This window comes from Mycobacterium sp. MAC_080597_8934 (genome assembly GCF_000523975.1).
GTDB classification, from domain to species: Bacteria; Actinomycetota; Actinomycetes; order Mycobacteriales; family Mycobacteriaceae; genus Mycobacterium; species Mycobacterium avium.
Genome location: NZ_JAOS01000031.1, coordinates 210791 through 229802 on the forward strand (window position 1 = coordinate 210791; position 19012 = coordinate 229802).

Consider the following 19012-nt stretch of genomic DNA (forward strand, 5'->3'; position numbering starts at 1 on the left):
CTCCCAGGACTGCGGCCGCGCGCCGCGATCCGCCCCGTGGATGATAGCCAAGGTTTACCTAACCGACGGAGCTTTCCCGGGAAGCGCCGGCACGGCGGAGGAGTCGGGCCCTATTTCGTGTCGCGGGGCAGCCGCAACCGGTGTAGCCCGAGATCACCAGGTTTCCATCGCTCTTCGGGTTTGGAGGTCACGCAACGAATACGGTGACGCCGGGCCCGTCCACCACAAGGCCCATTCGGGATTGCGGCCCGATACCTTGGGCTCTGCGCGGGTGCATCAGGACCACAACGGGTTGCACCGCATCCAGGCGGCTTTCGGAGGTTGACGATGACGGTACCCAACGACGACACGTGGGGTCCGGCCACCAGCGTGGGAACGACGGCCACGATGGCGGCGGCGGCAAGGGCCATCGCGACCCGGGATGGGGTCATCAACGATCCATTCGCCGAGCCGTTGGTGCGGGCGGTCGGTGTGAATTTTCTGACCCGCTGGGCTATCGGTGAGCTGGTCGCCTCGGATGTCGACGTCGAGGGCAGCCCATGGGGCTTGGCGCAGATGCCTGCATCGATTGCGGCCCGCACCCGGTACTTCGACGAGTTCTATGCCGATGCCGCAGCGGCAGGCATCCGCCAAGCCGTCATCCTCGCCTCGGGGCTGGACACCCGCGCCTATCGACTGGACTGGCCCGCAGGCATGACGGTGTTCGAGATCGACCAACCGGCCGTCGTCGAGTTCAAAACCACGACACTGGCCACGCTGGGAGCCGAGCCAAAAGCCGACTTGCGCACGGTCGCGGTCGACCTGCGCGACGATTGGTCGACGGCACTCGCGACGGCGGGTTTGGACAGCAGTAAACCCACGGCGTGGATCGCCGAAGGTCTGTTCGGCTACCTGGCACCCGAGGCACAAGATGGGCTGCTCGATGCCGTCACCGCGCTGAGCACGCCAGGCAGCCGACTCGGGAGTGAGGCTGTGCCGAATACCGCCGACATGGACCCCCACGCAGCGCGCGAACGGATGCGCGCGGCGACGGCCAAGTGGCGCGACCACGGCTTCGAACTCGACGTCGACGTGATCTCATTTGCGGGTGAGCGCCACGACGTCGGCACGTACCTGCAGGCGCTCGGCTGGACGACGGTCGCAACGCCGATGGCCGAGCTGCTCGCCGACCAGGGGTTGCCGGCGATCGCGCGTGCCGACGATGATCGACAGACGATGAATGGCGTCACCTACTACACGTCGACGCTGGGCACAGGCCGGCAGCGTTAGCGGCGCTCCCGTTCACAGGTTTTGACAATTGCTCCTTGTAGGGCTCGGCCGATCTGTTGGCTCTGTGCCGCGTAGTCGGTGTAAGCGCGCTGGAAGTTCTGGCTTGCCGAACCGCTCTCCGATCCGTTCTGTGACTGTCCCGAAATGGTCTGGCGCCAAACGGCGAGCATTTTGTCCTCGAGATTGACTAGAGCGTAAGCCTTTTCACGCAAGCCAGGATCGTGGATCTGGTCGGCGTAGTGTCGCAGACGGGTTTCGCGACTTTGGTACGCATCCACGAGTTTTTGCGGGTCGTCGATACTGGTCGGAATGAGATCGCGTATTCGCGCGCTCTCCGATCTCGAGTACTTGAGCATGTCGTTGACGGTCGCGCAATCCGATGTAGGTTTCGGCCTGAAATACAGCCATACCGACACCCCGGCTATCACGAGCATCAGCACACCAGCGGCGGCAGCGGTGACGACAGTGTGCTTAGTCGCCACGGGTCATCACTTGCCGGATTTTAGGGCGGTAGCCGAGCCGGTGCTATTCACTCCCCGGCCGGCCGCCGGCAATTGCGAAACGGTCGGGCTCAGTGGCAGGTGCAGAGCTGAGAAACCCCGAGACCGAGCTGCGATAGTACTGTCCACCGATGCGATCCAGCTGAAGCATGCGGGCGGTCAGCGCCTCACGGCTCCGCGGCGCGGCCAGAAATACGCTCTGACCCTGTGGTGGCAGGTACAGGATTCGAACCTGTGAAGCTTTCGCGACGGATTTACAGTCCGCTCCCATTGGCCGCTCGGGCAACCTGCCGCCAGACAGGTTACAACGAGCGAGTAGACAAAGCACAAACGCCTGTCACTCGATGAAAGGACGGAATGCATGGCGGACTCATCGTTCGACATCGTCAGCAAAGTGGACCGCCAGGAGGTCGACAACGCGCTCAACCAGGCCGCCAAGGAGCTGGCCACCCGCTTCGACTTCCGCGGCACCGACACCACCATCGCCTGGAAGGGCGACGAGGCTATCGAGCTGACGTCGTCCACCGAGGAACGTGTCAAGGCGGCCGTCGACGTCTTCAAGGAGAAGCTGATCCGCCGCGACATCTCCATGAAGGCCTTCGACGCCGGCGAACCCCAGGCCTCCGGCAAGACCTACAAGGTCAACGGCACCCTCAAGCAGGGCATCAGCAGCGAGAACGCGAAGAAGATCACCAAGCTGATCCGCGACGAGGGCCCCAAGGGCGTCAAAACCCAGATCCAGGGTGACGAGATCCGGGTGAGCAGCAAAAAGCGCGACGACCTGCAGGCCGTCATCGCGATGCTCAAGCAGGCCGACCTGGACGTGGCGCTGCAGTTCGTCAACTACCGGTGATTCCCGGCGCACGAACGCGAGCGCACCTGAACCCCAGCCCGGGGCCCAACGAGCCTGTTCACTAGCCCAACCAACCGGTGGGTCTCTACCCTGGTGACCAGTCCCACAATTCGAGCGAGGTTCGCGATGACCGTGACTCCCCAGGAAGCCGCCGACCACGGCGCAGCCGAGGCCGACTATTTCGACGTCCTGATCGTCGGCGCCGGGATCTCCGGCATCGACGCGGCCTACCGGATCACCGAGCGCAATCCGCAGCTGAGCTACGCGATCCTGGAGCGGCGCGCGCGGATCGGCGGGACGTGGGACCTGTTCCGCTACCCCGGTGTGCGCTCGGACAGCAGCATCTTCACGCTGTCCTTCCCGTTCGAGCCGTGGACCCGCAAAGAGGGCGTGGCCGACGGGGTGCACATCCGCGAGTACCTCACCGCCACCGCGCACAAGTACGGCATCGACCGCCACATCCGGTTCAACAGCTACGTGCGCTCGGCGGACTGGGACTCGACCAGCGACACCTGGACGGTCACCGTCGAAGACGGGGCGCGGGACGGCGAACGCAAGCTCTACCGCGCTCGCTTCCTGTTCTTCGGCAGCGGCTACTACAACTACGACGAGGGCTACACCCCCGAGTTCCCGGGCATCGAGGAGTTCACCGGCACCGTGGTGCACCCCCAGCACTGGCCCGAGGACCTCGACTACACGGGCAAGAAGGTGGTGGTGATCGGCAGCGGGGCAACCGCGGTCACGCTGCTGCCGTCGTTGAGCGACCGCGCCGCCAAGGTGACCATGCTGCAACGCTCCCCCACCTACCTGATCTCGGCGTCCAAGTACGGCAAGGTCGCCGCGGTGGCGCGAAAAGTGTTGCCCCGCAAGCCCGCTCACCTCGTTATCCGGATGTACAGCGCGCTGACCGAGGCGGTGTTCTTCGCGCTGTCCCGCAAGGCGCCGCGGTTGGTGCGCTGGCTGCTGCGCCGCAAGGCGATCAACAGCCTGCCCCCCGGCTACGCCGTCGACATTCACTTCAAGCCGCGCTACAACCCGTGGGACCAGCGGATGTGCCTGATCCCCGACGCCGACCTGTACAACGCCATCACCGCCGGGCGCGCCGACGTGGTCACCGACCACATCGACCACTTCGACGCCACCGGCATCGCGCTGCGGTCCGGTGCCCACCTGGACGCCGACATCATCATCACCGCCACCGGCCTGCAATTGCAGGCCCTCGGCGGGGCCACGATCAGCCTGGACGGCAACGAGATCAAGACCAACGACCGGTTCGTCTACAAGGCGCACATGCTCGAAGACGTGCCCAACCTGTTCTGGTGTGTGGGCTACACCAACGCGTCGTGGACGCTGCGGGCCGACATCACCGCCCGGGCGACGGCAAAACTGTTGGAGCACATGACGACTCACGGCTACACGCACGCCTACCCACATCGCGGCAACGAGCCGATGACCGAGAAGCCGTCGTGGGACATCAACGCCGGGTATGTGCTGCGCTCGGTGCACGCGCTGCCGAAGTCGGGCACCAAGCGGCCCTGGAACGTGCGGCAGAACTACCTCGCCGACGCCATCGACTACCGCTTCGACCGCATCGAAGAGGCGATGGTGTTCGGCCGGGCCGCCGACCGGGCTGCGCTGGCCGGCTGATCGGCGGGCGCCGGGGCGAGTTGGTGAATTCCTTCTAAAAGTCAGATGTCGGCAATACGCTGATCGCCATGGCGGCTCAGATGCGTGAACCCAAAGTCGTTGTGCTCGGAGGCGGCTCCTGGGGCACCACCGTGGCGTCGATCTGTGCGCGCCGCGGGCCGACGCTGCAGTGGGTGCGCTCGCGGGAGACCGCCGACGACATCAACGAGAACCACCGCAACAGCCGCTATCTGGGCAACGACGTGGTGCTGAGCGACACGCTGCGCGCCACCACCGATTTCTGCGAGGCGGCCAACACCGCCGACGTGGTGGTGATGGGGGTCCCCTCACACGGCTTTCGCGGGGTGCTCACCGAACTGGCGCGGGAGTTGCGGCCGTGGGTACCGGTGGTGTCCTTGGTCAAGGGGCTCGAGCAGGGCACCAACATGCGGATGTCGCAGATCGTCGAGGAGGTGCTGCCCGGTCATCCGGCGGGCATCCTGGCCGGGCCGAACATCGCGCGCGAGGTGGCCGAGGGCTACGCCGCCGCGGCGGTGCTGGCGATGCCCGACCAGCATCTGGCGACCCGGCTGTCCGGGCTGTTCCGCACCCGGCGGTTCCGCGTCTACACCACCGACGACGTCGTCGGGGCGGAGATGGCCGGGGCGCTGAAGAACGTGTTCGCCATCGCCGTGGGCATGGGGTATTCGCTGGGCATCGGCGAGAACACCCGCGCGCTGGTGATCGCCCGCGCGCTGCGCGAGATGACCAAGCTGGGGGTGGCGATGGGCGGCAGCCCCGACACCTTCCCGGGACTGGCCGGACTCGGCGACCTCATCGTCACCTGCACCAGCCAGCGCAGCCGCAACCGGCACGTCGGCGAACAACTGGGCGCCGGCAAACCGATCGACGAGATCATCGCGTCGATGAACCAGGTCGCCGAGGGCGTCAAAGCGGCCAGCGTGATCATGGAGTTCGCCAACGAGTTCGGCCTGACCATGCCGATCGCCCGCGAAGTCGATGCGGTGATCAACCACGGCTCGACGGTGGAGCAGGCCTATCGGGGGCTGATCGCCGAGGTTCCCGGCCACGAGGTGCACGGCTCCGGCTTCTGACCTGGGCGTCGCGCGCTGGCCGAATTCAAATCTTTGCGTTCTCTATGGGCCGGTCACGTCGGCTTGACCGGTGTTTGCCAGCAAAATACCGTCAGTCCAGGTAGCCAGTGGTTCTCCGGTGCGCTCCCGCGGGTCATCCGGCTGTAATCCGCTGCACGCCAACCCGTTACGACGACGTAACTGGCCGCAAGACGGGGCGCATATCGGAACATCCCCCGCAAACTCCTAACGAGGGACGGGACCGATGCAAGACATTCAACGGGCGGACGATGCCCTGCCCACCGCGTCGCGCGCCGAGCGGTTGCGCGGCGTCATCCGGCACGACCTGCCCTCCTCGCTGGTGGTGTTCCTGGTGGCGCTGCCGCTGTCGCTGGGCATCGCGATCGCGTCCAACGCCCCGGTGCTGGCCGGTCTGATCGCGGCCATCGTCGGCGGAATCGTCGTCGGCGCCCTGGGCGGATCGCCGCTGCAAGTCAGCGGCCCGGCGGCCGGGCTGACCGTCGTGGTCGCCGGTCTGGTCTCCGACTTCGGTTGGGGCGTCACCTGTTTCATCACCGTCGCGGCCGGAGCCCTGCAGGTTCTGTTGGGGCTCAGCCGGGTGGCGCGCGCCGCCCTGGCGATCTCGCCGGTGGTGGTGCACGCCATGCTGGCCGGCATCGGGATCACCATCGCCCTGCAGCAGACGCACGTGCTGCTGGGCGGGAAATCCAAGAGCACGGCCTGGCACAACCTGATCGGCCTGCCGGGGCAGATCATCGGCGCGCACCGGCCCGGGGTGCTGCTGGGCGTGCTGGTGATCGTCATCCTGGTCGCCTGGCGCTGGGTTCCCGCCAAGGTGCGCCGCGTTCCCGGCCCGCTGGTCGCCATCGTGGCGGTGACGGTGATCTCGGTGGTCTTTCCCTTTCACGTGCGCCGGATCGACCTCGACGGGTCGCCGCTGGATGCCCTGCAGCTGCCCGACCTGCCGCACGGCAACTGGAGCGGTGTCGCCGTCGGGGTGATCACCGTCGCGCTGATCGCCAGCGTCGAGAGCCTGCTGTCCGCGGTGTCGGTCGACCGGATGCACAACGGGCCGCGCACCGACTTCAACCGCGAATTGGTGGGACAGGGCGCGGCCAACATGATCTCCGGCGCCGTCGGCGGGCTGCCGGTCACCGGGGTCATCGTGCGCAGCTCGACCAACGTCAACGCGGGCGCCCGATCCCGCGCCTCGGCGATCATGCACGGCGTGTGGATCCTGCTGTTCACCATTCCGTTCGCCGGGCTGGTCGACGAGATCCCCACGGCCGCCCTGGCCGGGCTGCTCATCGTCATCGGCATCCAGCTGCTCAAGCCGGCGCACATCGAAACCGCAATGAAGCACGGCGATCTCGCGGTGTACGTGGTGACGGCCGTCAGCGTCATCTTCCTCAACCTGCTGCACGGGGTGATGATCGGGCTGGCGCTGGCCATCGCGCTGACCGGCTGGCGGGTGATCCGGGCCAAGATCGAGGCCGCCCAGCTCGACGGCGAGTGGCGGGTGACGATCGAGGGCGCGGCGTGCACCTTCCTGGCGCTGCCGAGGCTGACCCGGGTGCTGGCGTCGGTGCCGCGGGGCGCGACGGTGACGGTGGCCATCGCGGTGCACTACCTCGATCACGCCGCCCACCAAGCGATCACCGACTGGCAGCGCCAGCAGGAGGCGACGGGCGGCACGGTGCGCATCGAGGGCGCCGTGGTGGCGACGGGCCGCCGCGACGAACCGCAGGTGGAAGCCGAAATACCCGGCGCCGCAGCATAATTGGCCCGGCCCGTCGATCAGTCGACGTCGATCCTGATGTGTAATCGCTTGCCGCACACCTGCGCCAGCCGTTGCAGCATGTCGACCCGCGGCACCTCGGTCCCGCTCTCCCACGCGGCGACGCTCGCCCGGGGAACACCCAGCGCCTGCGCCAGCGCGGCCTGGTTCATGCCCGCGCCGGCGCGTGTCTCGAAGATCAGGTCGGGCAGATCCAGCGCCAGCCCGGCCTCGTGAATGTCCAGTGAGTCAGAGTCCGGCATCGCCATCACCGCTTCCATCAACGGCCAGCTCGAGGACTGCATACACCCCCGATGCTACTGCCGTGGTGGCGGCGGGCGCAGCGATTGCCCGCGCATGACCGCGGGCACGCGCGGCCGACGTCAGCGCCCCGCCATGGATTCCAGGCGGCGGATCCGGTCCTCGATCGGCGGGTGCGTGGAGAACAGCGAGCCGATCCGTTCACCGGCCCGGAACGGGTTGGCGATCATCAGGTGCGCCTGGCTGGCCAGCTGCGGCTCGGGCGGCAGCGGCGCCGCCTGCACCCCGCCGGAGATCTTGCGCAGCGCCGACGCCAGGGCCAGCGGGTCGCCGGTCAGCACCGCGCCCGACTCGTCGGCCTGGTATTCGCGCGACCGGGACACCGCCAGCCGCACCACGGTGGCCGCGATCGGGCCCAGCAGCGAAACCAGCAGCAGCGCAAAGGGATTCTCGCCGTCGCGGTCGTTGCCGCCGAACATGCCGGCGAACATGGCCATGTTGGCCAGCGCGGTGATCACCGACGCCATCGCGCCGGCGATGCACGAGATCAGGATGTCGCGGTTGTAGACGTGGGACAGCTCGTGTCCCAGCACGGCGCGCAGCTCACGCTCGTTGAGGATGCCCAGGATGCCGGTGGTGCAGCAGACCGCGGCGTTGCGCGGGTTGCGCCCGGTGGCAAACGCGTTGGGCGCGTTGGTGTCGCTGATGTAGAGCCGGGGCATCGGCTGGTGCGCGGCGGTGGCCAGCTCGCGCACGATCCGGTACATCGCCGGCGCCTGCAGCTCGGAGACCGGCTGCGCGTGCATGGCGCGCAGCGCCAGCTTGTCGCTGTTGTAGTAGGTGTAGACGTTCATGCCGATGGCGAACAGCACCGCGAAGAACATCGCGGTCCTGCCGAACAACGACCCCACGAACACGATCAACGCGGACATGCCGACCAACAGGGCGAACGTCTTGAACCTGTTGGCATGCGGATGCCAGGTCATCGCTGTCCTCCTCGCAGTGCACGGGCACACACGCGCTCTTGCTGACTTGCGCTAATTGAACGCTCGAGACGGCCCGGTTGGTTCCGCGACGCGCTAGCCGTGCCGGCTGATGGTGAAGTCGACCAGTGTTTGCAGCGCGCGCCGGCCCGGGACGTCGGGCAGCTGGTCCAGCTCGCGATGCGCCTGCGCCGCGTACTCGCGCAGCGACTGCTTGGCCTTGGCCATGCCCGGCGACGCCCGCAGCAGCGTCAGCGCCTCGGCCACCGCCTCGTCGTCGTCGATCGGCCCGACCAGCAACTCGCGCAGCCGCGCCGCGTCCGGCCCGGGTTCGCGCAGCGCGTAGACCATCGGCAGGGTGTGCACGCCTTCGCGCACGTCGGTGCCGGGCAGCTTGCCGGATTCGTGCGAGTCGCTGTCGATGTCGATGATGTCGTCGGAGATCTGGAACGCGGTGCCCACGATGCCGCCCAGCCGGCTCAGCCGCTCGACCTGGTCGGCATCGGCCCCGGAGAACATGGCCCCGAACCGGCCCGCCGCGGCGATCAGGCACGCCGTCTTCTCGTACACCACCTTGAGGTAGTGCTCGATCGGGTCCGACCCCTCCTTGCGGCCGCGGGTCTCGCGCATCTGCCCGGTCACCAGCTGGGCGAACGTCTCGGCGATCAGCCGCACCGCCTCCGGGCCCAGCCGCGACACCAGCCGCGACGCCGTGGCGAACAGATAGTCCCCGGCCAGGATCGCGACGTTGTTGCCCCAGCGCACGTTGGCGGTGGGGGTGCCGCGGCGCACCTCCGCCTCGTCCATCACGTCGTCGTGGTAGAGCGTGGCCAGGTGCACCAGCTCGATGACGGCGCCGGCGATGGTCACCTCGGCGGCGTCGGGGTCGGGGCCGATCTGCGCGGACAGCACGGTGAACAGCGGGCGGAACCGCTTGCCGCCGGCCTTGAACAGATGGGTCAGCGACTCGGTCATGATGTCGTCGGCGCTGCGCAGCTCGGTGTCCATGAGCTGCTCGATGCGCCCGACGCCGTCGCGCACGGTCGCCGCGAAAGCCGGGTCACCGAAATCCACGCCCGCCACCACCGTCGCCGGAGTATTCACCCGACCAAACATACTGGTGTGCATGACGACGGCAGCGACCCGAGCCGATCTGGTGGTGGTGGGCGCCGGGCCCGCCGGATCCGCCGCGGCGGCCTGGGCCGCGCGCGCGGGGCATGACGTGCTGGTGGTCGATGCGGCGCGCTTTCCCCGCGACAAGGCCTGCGGCGACGGGCTGACCCCGCGCGCCGTCGCCGAGTGCGAACGCCTGGGCCTGGGCGGCTGGCTGGACAGCCGCATCCGGCACCGGGGGCTGCGGATGAGCGGGTTCGGCGCCCAGGTGCAGGTCGACTGGCCCGGCCCGTCGTTCCCGTCCACCGGCAGCGCGGTGGCCCGCACGGAGTTGGACGACCGGATCCGCAGGGTCGCCGAGGATTCCGGGGCGCGGATGCTGCTGGGAACCAAAGCCGTTGGGGTGCAACGTGACTCGTCGGGCGCGGTGACGTCGCTGATGTTGGCCGACGGCACCGGGGTGCAATGCCGTCAGCTGATCGTGGCCGACGGGGCGCGTTCGTCGCTGGGCCGCACGCTGGGCCGACGCTGGCATCAGGAGACGGTGTACGGCGTGGCCGCCCGCGGCTACCTGAGCACCCCGCACGCCGACGACCCCTGGCTGACGTCGCACCTGGAACTGCGCGGACCCGACGGCGCCCGGGACAAGGTGCTGCCCGGCTACGGCTGGATCTTCCCGCTCGGCAACGGTGAGGTGAACATCGGCGTCGGGGCGCTGTCGACGTCGAGGCGACCTGCCGAGCTGGCGCTGCGGCCGCTGATCGACCACTACACGGACCTGCGCCGCGACGAGTGGGGCTTCGTCGGCAGACCCCGGGCGGTCGCTTCGGCGCTGCTGCCGATGGGCGGCGCGGTGTCCGGGGTGGCCGGGCCCAACTGGATGCTGATCGGCGACGCGGCGGCCTGTGTGAACCCGCTCAACGGCGAGGGCATCGACTACGGAATGGAGACGGGACGGCTGGCCGCGGGCCTGCTGGGGTGCCCGGACCTGTCGCAGGAGTGGCCGGCGCTGCTGCGGGAGCACTACGCGCGCGGCTTCTCGGTGGCGCGCCGGCTGGCGTTGCTGCTGACCTACCAGCGGTTCCTGCCCGCGACGGGGCCGGTCGCGATGCGTTCCACGACGCTGATGAGGATCGCGGTGCGCGTGATGGCCAACCTGGTCACCGACGACGACGCGGACTGCGTGGCGCGGGCGTGGCGGGGCGCCGGGCGGCTGTCGCGGCTGATCGATCGGCGGGCACCGTTCAGCTGAACGACCCTGTCCAGGCGTGTATAGTCCGGCTAATGAAGGGAACGATGCTGGCTACTATCGGTGCCGCCGCCGTTGCTGCTTTCGCGCTGGCCGCGCCCGCGCAGCTGTCCGCGCCCGCGCAGGCGGATCCCCCGCCGACGGCGCCCTACCCGACGCCGCGGACACCGTCGCCGCCGAGCGACTACGACGCGCCGTTCAAGAACACCGTCAACGGCTTCGGCATCTACCAGCCGCAGGACCAGTTGGCGTGGCTGGGCAAGATCACCTGCGACCGGCTGGACCACGGCGTCGACCACGACGCCCACCAGTCCGCGACCTTCATCCAGCGCAACCTGCCGCGCGGCACCTCCGAGGGCCAGTCGCTGCAGTTCCTCGGCGCGGCGGTGGACCACTACTGCCCCGAGCACATCGACGTCGTCCAGGCGGCCGGCCGGTAAGCACCGCTCAGCGCGGCGGCCGGTGGGCGGCGTGTAGCGCGACGATGCCGCCGGTCAGATTGCGCCAGCGCACCCCCGCCCAGCCGGCCCCGGCGATCTGGTCGGCCAGCGCCGCCTGATCCGGCCAGGCCCGGATCGACTCGGCGAGGTACACGTAGGCGTCGGGGTTGCTGGACACCGCCCGCGCCACCCGCGGCAGCGCCCGCATCAGGTACTCCTTGTAGACGGTGGCGAACAGCGCGTTGGTGGGGGTGGAGAACTCGCACACCACCAGCCGCCCGCCGGGCCGGGTGACCCGGGCCATCTCGCGCAGCGCCGCCTGCGTGTCGACCACGTTGCGCAGCCCGAAACTGATTGTGACGGCGTCGAATACGTCGTCGGCGAACGGCAGCCTGGTGGCGTCACCGGCGACCTTGGGCACCCGGCGGGCGGCACCGGCCGCCAGCATGCCGACCGAGAAGTCGGCGGCCACGCACCACGCCCCGGATTTGTTCAGCTCGACGGTCGACACCGCGGTGCCCGCGGCCAGGTCGAGCACCTTCTGGCCGGGTCCGATGCCCAGCGCCGAGCGGGTGGCCTTGCGCCAGTACCGGTCCCGGCCCAGCGACAGCACGGTGTTGGTCAGGTCGTACCGGCGGGCCACGCCGTCGAACATCGACGCGACGTCCCGGGGATTCTTGTCCAACTCCGCGCGGCTCACCCGCTTGACGCTACCCGGTGCGGGAATGCCGCCGCGACGCCAGCGTTGCACCTCTGCGTTGCTAGAGATCGCGCCGTTCGGTGTGCACCTCACGCTGGTCGACTCGGCGGTGTCCGCGGCCGCGCTGATGAAGGTGGTCGACGCCGAAAAGCCGCCGCTGCGAGTCTTTTTCGGCTCCTCCCCGCTGGAGACGGCCAAGGCCGACTACGAAAGCCGGCTGCGCACCTGGGAGGAATGGCAGCCGGTCGCCGAGCTGACGCAGGGCTGACCGGCGCCGGGCCGGCTCATTCGCCTTGCGCGTAGCGCCCAGCGCGGACCTGGCGCCGGACGAACGGCGACAGCACCGCCTCGTAGTGGCCGAGTAGCTCGTCGCAGATGACCGGCCAGCTGCGGCCGAGCACGCTGCGCCGCGCGGCCGGCGCGTAGCGGTGGCGTTCGCCGATCAGATGGGCGACGGCGGCCGGCAGCTTGGTCTCGAATTCGTCGACGGCCAACAGCAGACCCGTGCGCCACGGGGTGACGAGGTCACGTGGGCCGCCGGCGTCGGGGGCGATCACCGGCAACCCCGACGCCAGCGCTTCTTGCACGACCTGACAAAACGTCTCGTGCTCGCCGGGGTGCACGAAGACGTCCATGCTGGCGTACGCCGCGGCGAGCTCGTCGCCGTACAGCGCGCCCGTGAAAACCGCTGTGGGCATTGCCGATTGCAGCTTGGCGCGGTCGACGCCGTCGCCCACGACGACGAGCTGAACCGCGTCGCTCGCGGCCAGCCCGGCCAGGCGCTCGACGTGCTTTTCCGGCGCCAGCCGGCCGACGAAGCCGACGATCGGCTTGCCCTGTGGCGACCACCGCCGGCGCAGCGCCTCGCTGCGCGCGGACGGCGCGAACCGCAGCACGTCGACACCGCGCCCCCACCGGTGAACCCGCGGAAAGCGGTGCGCGACAAGGGATTCCATCGTCACGGTGGACGGCGCCAGGGTGCGGTCGGCCAGCGTGTGCAGATGGCGGAACCACGCCCACGCGGCGCGCGCCGTCATCGGAATGCCATAGGAGGCCGCGAAACCCGGAACGTCGGTCTGATACACCGCGACCGTGGGCACCCCCAGCCAGCGCGCGGCCCGCAGCCCGCCGTAGCCGAGCAGCGCCGGCGAGGCCAGATGCACCACGTGCGGGTCGAATCCGCGCAGCACGCTCACCAGCCGGGGTGTGGGCACCCCCAGCGGCAGCGTGGTCACCTTCGGGAACATCCGCGACGGGACCCGGTGGACACGGATGCCGTCGTGGATGCGTTCGGCCCGGGGCTGCCCGGGCGGGGTGTCGGGTGCGATGACGAGGGCCTCGTGGCCGGTCCGGCGCAGGTGCTCGAGCACCCGGATCACCGAGTTGCTGACCCCGTTGACTTCCGGCAGGAAGGATTCCGCGACGATGGCAACGCGCACACCATCACGGTGTCAGCGCCGCTTGTCGGAAAGGTTGCCTGCGGGCATACGTCATGCGAAATCTGCAGGTCCGGCACCTTTGCCGCGCCGGTCCAGCCATTTGTCCACCAGGGCCAGCAGCGCCAGCAGCACCGCCGCGCCCAGCCAGCCCACCACCGCGATGGACCCGGCCGGGATGATCGCCAGCCCGGCGTTGCGGTGCTGCACCCGAACCAGGTTGGGATCGTTCTTGTTGTATTCGACGTAGATCCGCATCCCGGTGGCCAGATGCGACGGGTAGAGCACGCCGAGTTCGGGGCGATAGGTGACCCGCTCGGGGGTGACGAACTCGATGGTGGACCGGCGCGGCCCGGCGCTGAGCACCTCGGCCTGCGCCACCCCCATGTTGTGGGTGATGGCCAGATCGTTGCGCCACGCCCCGGCGACCAGCAGCACCGACTGCAGCGTGACCAGGCCGGTGACGATCAGCACCGCAATCCTGGCCCAGCGCAACGCGATCCGACCCCGGGTTGTCTCCGGCGGGTCGCTGCGTCCGTGAATCAGGATGTGCAGCAATGCTTTTGGGGATATCGTCACAGCGCCGCCTTGATGGCGGCGTGCAGTTGCCGCAGCGACGAGCGGTCGGCCTTGACCTCCAGCACCCGCATCCCGGGCCCGGGTTCGTCGAGGGCGGCGGCCAATTCGCCGACCTCGATCTGGGCGCTCTCGACGTGATATGCCCGGCACAGCGCCCCCACGTCGACGTCGTGCGGGGTGCCGAAGACCCGCGACGACACGTCGGAGAACCGCGGGTCGCCCTGTTCGAGCAGCTCGAAGATGCCGCCGCCGTTGTCGTTGGACACCACGATCGTCAGCCGGCGCGGGGTGGGCTCGGTCGGCCCGATCAGCAGCCCGGAGCTGTCGTGGACGAACGTCAGGTCGCCGATCAGCGCGACGGTGCGCCCGTCGTGCGCCGCCTCGTGGGCCAGGGCCGCGCCGATCGCCGTCGACACCGTGCCGTCGATGCCGGCCACCCCGCGGTTGGAGCGCACCCGGATGTGGTGGCTGTCCAGCCCGACCAGCGCCGCGTCGCGGACCGGGTTGGACGCCCCGAGCACCAGCTGGTCGCCGGGCCGCAGCGCGTCGGCCACTGCCGCCGCCACGTGCAGGCCGGTGGTCAGCGGGTGCGCCGCCAGCTGGCCGCGCACGGCGGCCACGGCGTGCCGGTTGGCCTGTTCGCAGCGGTGCAGCCAGGCCGGGCTCGGCGCCCCGGTGGTGACCGCCCGGGTCCCGGTGGCCTGCGAGTTGCCCGACACGTCGGGCCAGCGCGGGCCGGTGGTCAGCGCGTACACCGGCACCTGCGGGTCGGCCAGCAACGCCGACACCGGCCGGTGCAGGGTGGGCCGGCCCAGCATGATCACCTGCTTGGGGCGCAGCAACCGCAGCGCCAGCGGGTGCAGCGGGTTGTCCGGGGCGGGTGCCGTCGGCTCGGCCACGGTCGGCAGCTGGGCAAGGTTGGGATGCGTCCCGGCGCCGTGGCCGGCGATGACGACGGTGTCCGGTGACAGGTCGATGTCCAGCGGCTGGTCGAAGCTGACCGGCGGGGTGTAGGTCCACGGCCGGCCGCCCGGGCGGCCGGCCGGGGTCGGGGCGCCGTGCGGCTCGGGATCGGGCACCAGCGGCTCGCGCAGCGGGATGTCGAACTGCACCGGGCCGGCGTTGGCGGTGCGGGATCCGGTGGCCGCCGCCAGCACCCGGCAGGTGGCGGAGCGCCAGGTGGCGTTGAGCGCGTCCAGCCGCTCGGGGGCGTCCTCGGCCAGGCCCAGGCTGATGGCGGCCCGGACCTGGGTGCCGAAGTAGCCCAGCTGCTCCATGGTCTGGTTGGCGCCGGTGCCCAGCAGTTCGTAGGGCCGGTTGGCGCTCAGCACGATCAGCGGCACCCGGGCGTAGTTGGCCTCCACCACGGCCGGGCCCAGGTTGGCCACCGCGGTGCCCGAGGTCATCGCGACGCACACCGGAGCGCCGGCCGCGATGGCCAGGCCGATGGCCAGATAGCCGGCGGTGCGCTCGTCGATGCGCACGTGCAGCCGGATCCGGCCGGCGCGGTCGGCGTCGGCCAGCGCGAAGGCCAGCGGGGCGTTGCGCGAACCGGGGCACAGCACCACATCGCGGACACCGCCGCGGATCAGCTCGTCGACGACGACGCGGGCCTGGGTCGTCGAGGGGTTCACCCATACAGCGTGTCACAGCCGGTCGATGAGGCGTCCAACGTGGAGTTGTTGCGGCCCGCCGGCGCGATCTCGCCACACAAGTCGACGTTGGGCGCCTAGTGCTGCTCGCCGAAGAACTTGAGCATGGCCGCGTTGACGGCGTCGGGCCGCTCGAAGAAGCCGAGGTGACCGGTGTCGGGGATCTGCACGTAGCGGCCGTTGGGCAGCGCGTCGGCGACCTCGCGGCCCAGGTACGGCGGGGTGAGCACGTCGTCGGAGAAGCCGATCACCAGCACCGGTATCGCGATGCTGCGGTAGGCGGACAACCGGTTGGTGTAGGGGGCGACGTCGAGCTGGGCCCGCATGCCCGGGGTGGACTTGACCGGCCAGGTGGAAAACATCGCGATCCAGTCGGCGACGGCGGTGTCGTCGTTGAGCGTCTTGCGGGAAAAGTTTTCCAGCAGACGGATTTTCGCCTCGTACGACGCCGGCAGTGCGACGCCGCCGTCGGCCAGCTCGGCCTCGGCGTCGCGGAAGAACTGCCGGGCCCGGTCCATCCGACCGCGGGTGCCCATCAGCACCGCGGCGCTGACCAGCTCGGGCCGGGCCAGCATGAGCTCCTGGGCGATGAAGGCGCCCATCGACATCCCGACGATGCGCGCCGGGGCCGCATTCAGCCCCTCGATCAGCGCCGCGGTGTCGGCGACCATGGTCTCCGTCGTGAATCCCTGCGCGTTCTCGGTGGCGCCGATGCCGCGGTTGTCGAAGGTGATGACGCGGTATCCGGCGGACAGGAAGGCCGGGACCTGATAGGGGTGCCAGGTCCGTCCGGCGCCGCCGTGGCCGGCGATAAAGACCACGGGCTCACCGGAGCCGCGGTCGTCGTAAGCCAGGTTGATCACCCGGACGACGGTACAAGCAGCCCGTGGCAGGCCGTGACCCGGTCGATCCACCACTGCCGCCGCTGCGGGGGCGCGGCCAGGGCCCGCAACCGGGCCGGGTCGGGGGTGACCGGCCCGACCGGCAGGGCGCCGTCGACGGGCGCGGCGACGTCGGCCACGTCCTCGACGAACAGCCCGCCGGTGCCCAGCCCGCACGCGTGACCCAACATCGGCAGCGCCGCCGCGGCGGTCAGCCCGGCCGCGATGCCGACGGCCGAATCCAGCGCGCTGGAGACCACGACCGGGATGTCGATGCGGGCGGCGATGTCCAGCAGGGCCGAAATCCCGCCCAGCGGAGCGACTTTGAGCACCGCGATGTCGGCGGCCCGGGCGCGGACCACGGCCAGCGGGTCGTCGGCCTTGCGGATGCTCTCGTCGGCGGCGATCGGCACCTCGGGCATGTCCGGCCGGCGGCGCAGCTCGGCGAGTTCTCCGACCGTCGCGCACGGCTGCTCCAGGTACTCCAACGGGCCGTCGGCGCTCAGCGCTCGAGCGGCGCGGGCGGCCTCGTCCACGCTCCAGCCGCCGTTGGCGTCCACCCGCACGGTGGGCACCAAATCGCGCACCGCATTCAGCCGGGCGACGTCGTCGGCCAGGGTTTGGCCGGGCTCGGCGACCTTGACCTTGGCGGTGCGGGCGCCGGGAAAACGGGCGAGCACGTCGGGAACCGCGGCGGCGGGGACGGCGGGCACGGTGGCGTTGATCGGGATCCGGTCGCGGCGCACCGGCGGCGCCGGCCGGTAGGCGGACTCGACGGCCGACGCCAGCCAGTGCGCGGCCTCGGGCGGCCCGTATTCGACGAACGCCCCGAACTCGCCCCAGCCGGCGGGGCCGTCGATCAGCGCGACCTCGCGGGTGGTGATGCCGCGGAATCGCACCCGCATCGGCAGCGCGACCACGTGCAGCCGGTCCAGCAGGTCCTGCAGCGGCGGGATCACTGTGGGTACACCCGGCGGCCGGCCAGATACGTCGCCCGCACCTGCAGGTCGGCGATCCGCTCGGGCGGCACCGCGCGCGGGTCGGCGGACAGCACCACCAGGTCGGCGTATTTGCCGACCTCGAGCGAGCCGATCACGTCGTCGGCGAACAGCTGCCAGGCCGCGTCGAGGGTCTGCGCCCGGATCGCCTGCTCGACCGTCAGCCGCTCCTCGGGCGCCAGCACCCGCCCACTGGGCGCCTTCCGGGTGGCGGCGACGCTGATGTTGCGCAGCGGCTCCTCCGGGGTGACCGGCGGGTCGTTGTGCAGCGAGATGCGCATGCCGGTGGCCACCGCGGAACCCGCTGGCATCCAACGGGATCCGCGTTCCTCGCCGAACAGGCCGTCGACGAGGACGTCGCCCCAGTAGTGGATCTGGTCGACGAAGATGCTGCAGGTGACGCCGAGGTCGGCGGCCCTTTGGAGTTGATCGGGCCGGATGGCGCCGACGTGCTCGAGCCGCAGCCGGTGGTCGTCGCGCGGATGGCGTTTGAGGGCCTCCTCGTACACGTCCAGGATCGTGTCGACGCCGGCGTCGCCCTGCACGTGGCAGGCCAGCTGCCAGCCCAGCGGGAAGTAGGCGCCGACGATCTCGTGCAACTGCTCCGTCGTGTAGTTGGCGCAGCCGCAGGAGCCGGGGATGACGCCGATGGTGCGGGTGGCCTCGGTGTCCAGGTAGGAGAACGACAGCGCGATGTTGCCGATCCAGGGCGAGCCGTCCACCCAGATCTTGATGCCGACCTGGCGCAACATGTCGTCGCCCTCGCCCGGGGTGGCGTCGGTGCGCAGCTGCGGGTTGGAGATCTCGTAGCTGCGCAGCCGCACCGTCAGCTGCCCGCGCAGTTGTTCGACCAGCGGCCGGAACCGCGGGTCGAACGCCATCTCCGAACAGGTGGTCAGCCCGGCCCGGTTCAGCCGCGCGCACTCGGCGTGCAGCATCCGCGGGTAGCCGGCGGTGTCGATGGCGCCGTCGAGTAGCGGAAACACCGCGCCGGTCTCCTCGGCGGTGCCGTCGAGTTCGCCGTCCGCGTCGCGGCCGTAGCGGGCGCCCTTGGGGTCGGGGGTATCGCGGTTCAGGCCGTGCCGCTGGGCGGCTCGGGAGTTGAAGAACGCCTTATGCCCGGAGTTGTGGATGATCACCAGCGGGCCGTCGGGCGCGATGTCGTCGAGCCAGGCCAGCGTCGGTTGCGGAAGTCCCTGCTGCAGCAGCGGATCCCAGCCGTTGAGGTAGGCACCGGCTTCGCCCCGCTTGCCGACCTCACTCTTGACGGCGGCGACGACGTCGTCCGCGTTGGCCAGGGTGACCGGGCGGATGTCCACGATGCGTTCCGACAGCGCGACCGCCTCCATCAGCGGATGCCCGTGCGCCTCAACGAATCCCGGCATCACGCAGCCGTCGCCGATGTCGACGGTTTGGGTGTGCGGGCCGACGTGCGCCGCGATTTCGGCGCGGGTTCCCACGGCGACGATGCGGCCGTCGGCGACGGCCAGCGCCTCGGCGGTCGGCCGCGCCTCGTCGACGGTCAGTACGGTTCCGGTGAGGACTAGATCTGCCTGCCCCATGTGCACGGATGCTATCGG

At 70.0% G+C, this 19012-nt stretch carries 18 protein-coding genes, 1 tRNA gene and 1 pseudogene; 8 read left to right on the plus strand and 12 right to left on the minus strand.

The genetic code is table 11. The features are described from left to right. The first annotated feature begins 327 nt into the window (after positions 1-327). Complete coding sequence (locus NF20_RS19335; RefSeq protein ID WP_023900665.1) at positions 328-1269, plus strand: SAM-dependent methyltransferase; 942 nt, start codon at positions 328-330, stop codon at positions 1267-1269. On the opposite strand, the gene NF20_RS19340 is transcribed toward NF20_RS19335, so the two are convergent. Together NF20_RS19340 and NF20_RS19345 are read right to left on the minus strand one after the other, a co-directional pair. Further along, a complete protein-coding gene (locus NF20_RS19340) occupies positions 1266-1709 on the minus strand; it encodes a hypothetical protein (RefSeq protein ID WP_033711469.1) in 444 nt (147 codons plus the stop codon). The genes NF20_RS19335 and NF20_RS19340 overlap by 4 nt on opposite strands. Before the next feature lie 268 nt (positions 1710-1977). Next, positions 1978-2061 (minus strand) — tRNA-Tyr (locus NF20_RS19345). A gap of 69 nt (positions 2062-2130) precedes the next feature. Between NF20_RS19345 and NF20_RS19350 the strand changes: the two genes are divergently transcribed. From NF20_RS19350 to NF20_RS19365, 4 genes are all read left to right on the plus strand, one after another. Beyond that, a complete protein-coding gene (locus NF20_RS19350; protein ID WP_009979204.1) occupies positions 2131-2622 on the plus strand; it encodes a YajQ family cyclic di-GMP-binding protein in 492 nt (163 codons plus the stop codon). A 126-nt stretch (positions 2623-2748) separates the two neighbouring features. After that, positions 2749-4269, plus strand: a complete 1521-nt coding sequence (locus tag NF20_RS19355) for a flavin-containing monooxygenase (protein ID WP_023900663.1) — start codon at positions 2749-2751, stop codon at positions 4267-4269. 68 nt (positions 4270-4337) lie between these two features. Beyond that, positions 4338-5363, plus strand: a complete 1026-nt coding sequence (locus NF20_RS19360; protein WP_011726136.1) for an NAD(P)H-dependent glycerol-3-phosphate dehydrogenase — start codon at positions 4338-4340, stop codon at positions 5361-5363. Positions 5364-5607: 244 nt separating this feature from the next. After that, a complete protein-coding gene (locus NF20_RS19365; protein WP_023900662.1) occupies positions 5608-7143 on the plus strand; it encodes a SulP family inorganic anion transporter in 1536 nt (511 codons plus the stop codon). Between the two features lie 17 nt (positions 7144-7160). Here NF20_RS19365 and NF20_RS19370 read toward each other — a convergent pair whose 3' ends face one another. The 3 genes from NF20_RS19370 to grcC1 form a co-directional block, all read right to left on the minus strand. Continuing rightward, entirely contained in the window at positions 7161-7421 is a 261-nt protein-coding gene (locus NF20_RS19370) for a helix-turn-helix transcriptional regulator (protein WP_003873623.1), read from the minus strand. Positions 7422-7523: 102 nt separating this feature from the next. Next, on the minus strand, positions 7524-8387 hold the full coding sequence (gene htpX, locus NF20_RS19375; protein WP_003879358.1) for a zinc metalloprotease HtpX: 864 nt from the start codon (positions 8385-8387) through the stop codon (positions 7524-7526). Positions 8388-8480: 93 nt separating this feature from the next. Further along, positions 8481-9488: a nonaprenyl/(2E,6E)-farnesyl/geranylgeranyl diphosphat synthase gene (grcC1, locus tag NF20_RS19380; protein ID WP_023900659.1), complete on the minus strand. Its 1008-nt coding sequence runs from the start codon at positions 9486-9488 to the stop codon at positions 8481-8483. 22 nt (positions 9489-9510) lie between these two features. Between grcC1 and menJ the strand changes: the two genes are divergently transcribed. Together menJ and NF20_RS19390 are read left to right on the plus strand one after the other, a co-directional pair. Beyond that, positions 9511-10749, plus strand: coding sequence for a menaquinone reductase (gene menJ / locus NF20_RS19385; protein ID WP_033711468.1), 1239 nt, complete (start codon positions 9511-9513; stop codon positions 10747-10749). 32 nt (positions 10750-10781) lie between these two features. Then, positions 10782-11186, plus strand: a complete 405-nt coding sequence (locus tag NF20_RS19390) for a DUF732 domain-containing protein (protein ID WP_003879355.1) — start codon at positions 10782-10784, stop codon at positions 11184-11186. Positions 11187-11193: 7 nt separating this feature from the next. Here NF20_RS19390 and NF20_RS19395 read toward each other — a convergent pair whose 3' ends face one another. Beyond that, positions 11194-11886: a demethylmenaquinone methyltransferase gene (locus NF20_RS19395; RefSeq protein WP_033711467.1), complete on the minus strand. Its 693-nt coding sequence runs from the start codon at positions 11884-11886 to the stop codon at positions 11194-11196. Between the two features lie 64 nt (positions 11887-11950). On the opposite strand from NF20_RS19395, the pseudogene NF20_RS19400 reads away from it, so the two are divergent. Further along, positions 11951-12154 (plus strand): annotated as a pseudogene (locus NF20_RS19400) (short-chain dehydrogenase); the annotation flags it as partial. 16 nt (positions 12155-12170) lie between these two features. On the opposite strand, the gene NF20_RS19405 reads toward NF20_RS19400, so the two are convergent. From NF20_RS19405 to NF20_RS19430, 6 genes are all read right to left on the minus strand, one after another. Continuing rightward, entirely contained in the window at positions 12171-13325 is a 1155-nt protein-coding gene (locus tag NF20_RS19405) for a glycosyltransferase family 4 protein (RefSeq protein WP_033711466.1), read from the minus strand. 51 nt (positions 13326-13376) lie between these two features. Next, complete coding sequence (locus tag NF20_RS19410; protein WP_088294903.1) at positions 13377-13901, minus strand: DUF3592 domain-containing protein; 525 nt, start codon at positions 13899-13901, stop codon at positions 13377-13379. Beyond that, entirely contained in the window at positions 13898-15535 is a 1638-nt protein-coding gene (menD, locus tag NF20_RS19415; protein WP_003879350.1) for a 2-succinyl-5-enolpyruvyl-6-hydroxy-3-cyclohexene-1-carboxylic-acid synthase, read from the minus strand. Before menD ends, NF20_RS19410 begins: the two co-directional genes overlap by 4 nt. Before the next feature lie 95 nt (positions 15536-15630). Then, positions 15631-16416 (minus strand): alpha/beta fold hydrolase, encoded by a 786-nt coding sequence (locus tag NF20_RS19420; RefSeq protein ID WP_019734331.1) that lies wholly within the window; start codon positions 16414-16416, stop codon positions 15631-15633. Beyond that, positions 16413-17393, minus strand: coding sequence for an o-succinylbenzoate synthase (locus NF20_RS19425; protein ID WP_033711464.1), 981 nt, complete (start codon positions 17391-17393; stop codon positions 16413-16415). The genes NF20_RS19420 and NF20_RS19425 overlap by 4 nt, the downstream gene beginning before the upstream one ends. After that, positions 17390-18994, minus strand: coding sequence for an amidohydrolase (locus NF20_RS19430; RefSeq protein WP_033711463.1), 1605 nt, complete (start codon positions 18992-18994; stop codon positions 17390-17392). The genes NF20_RS19425 and NF20_RS19430 overlap by 4 nt, the downstream gene beginning before the upstream one ends. Positions 18995-19012: the final 18 nt, after the last annotated feature.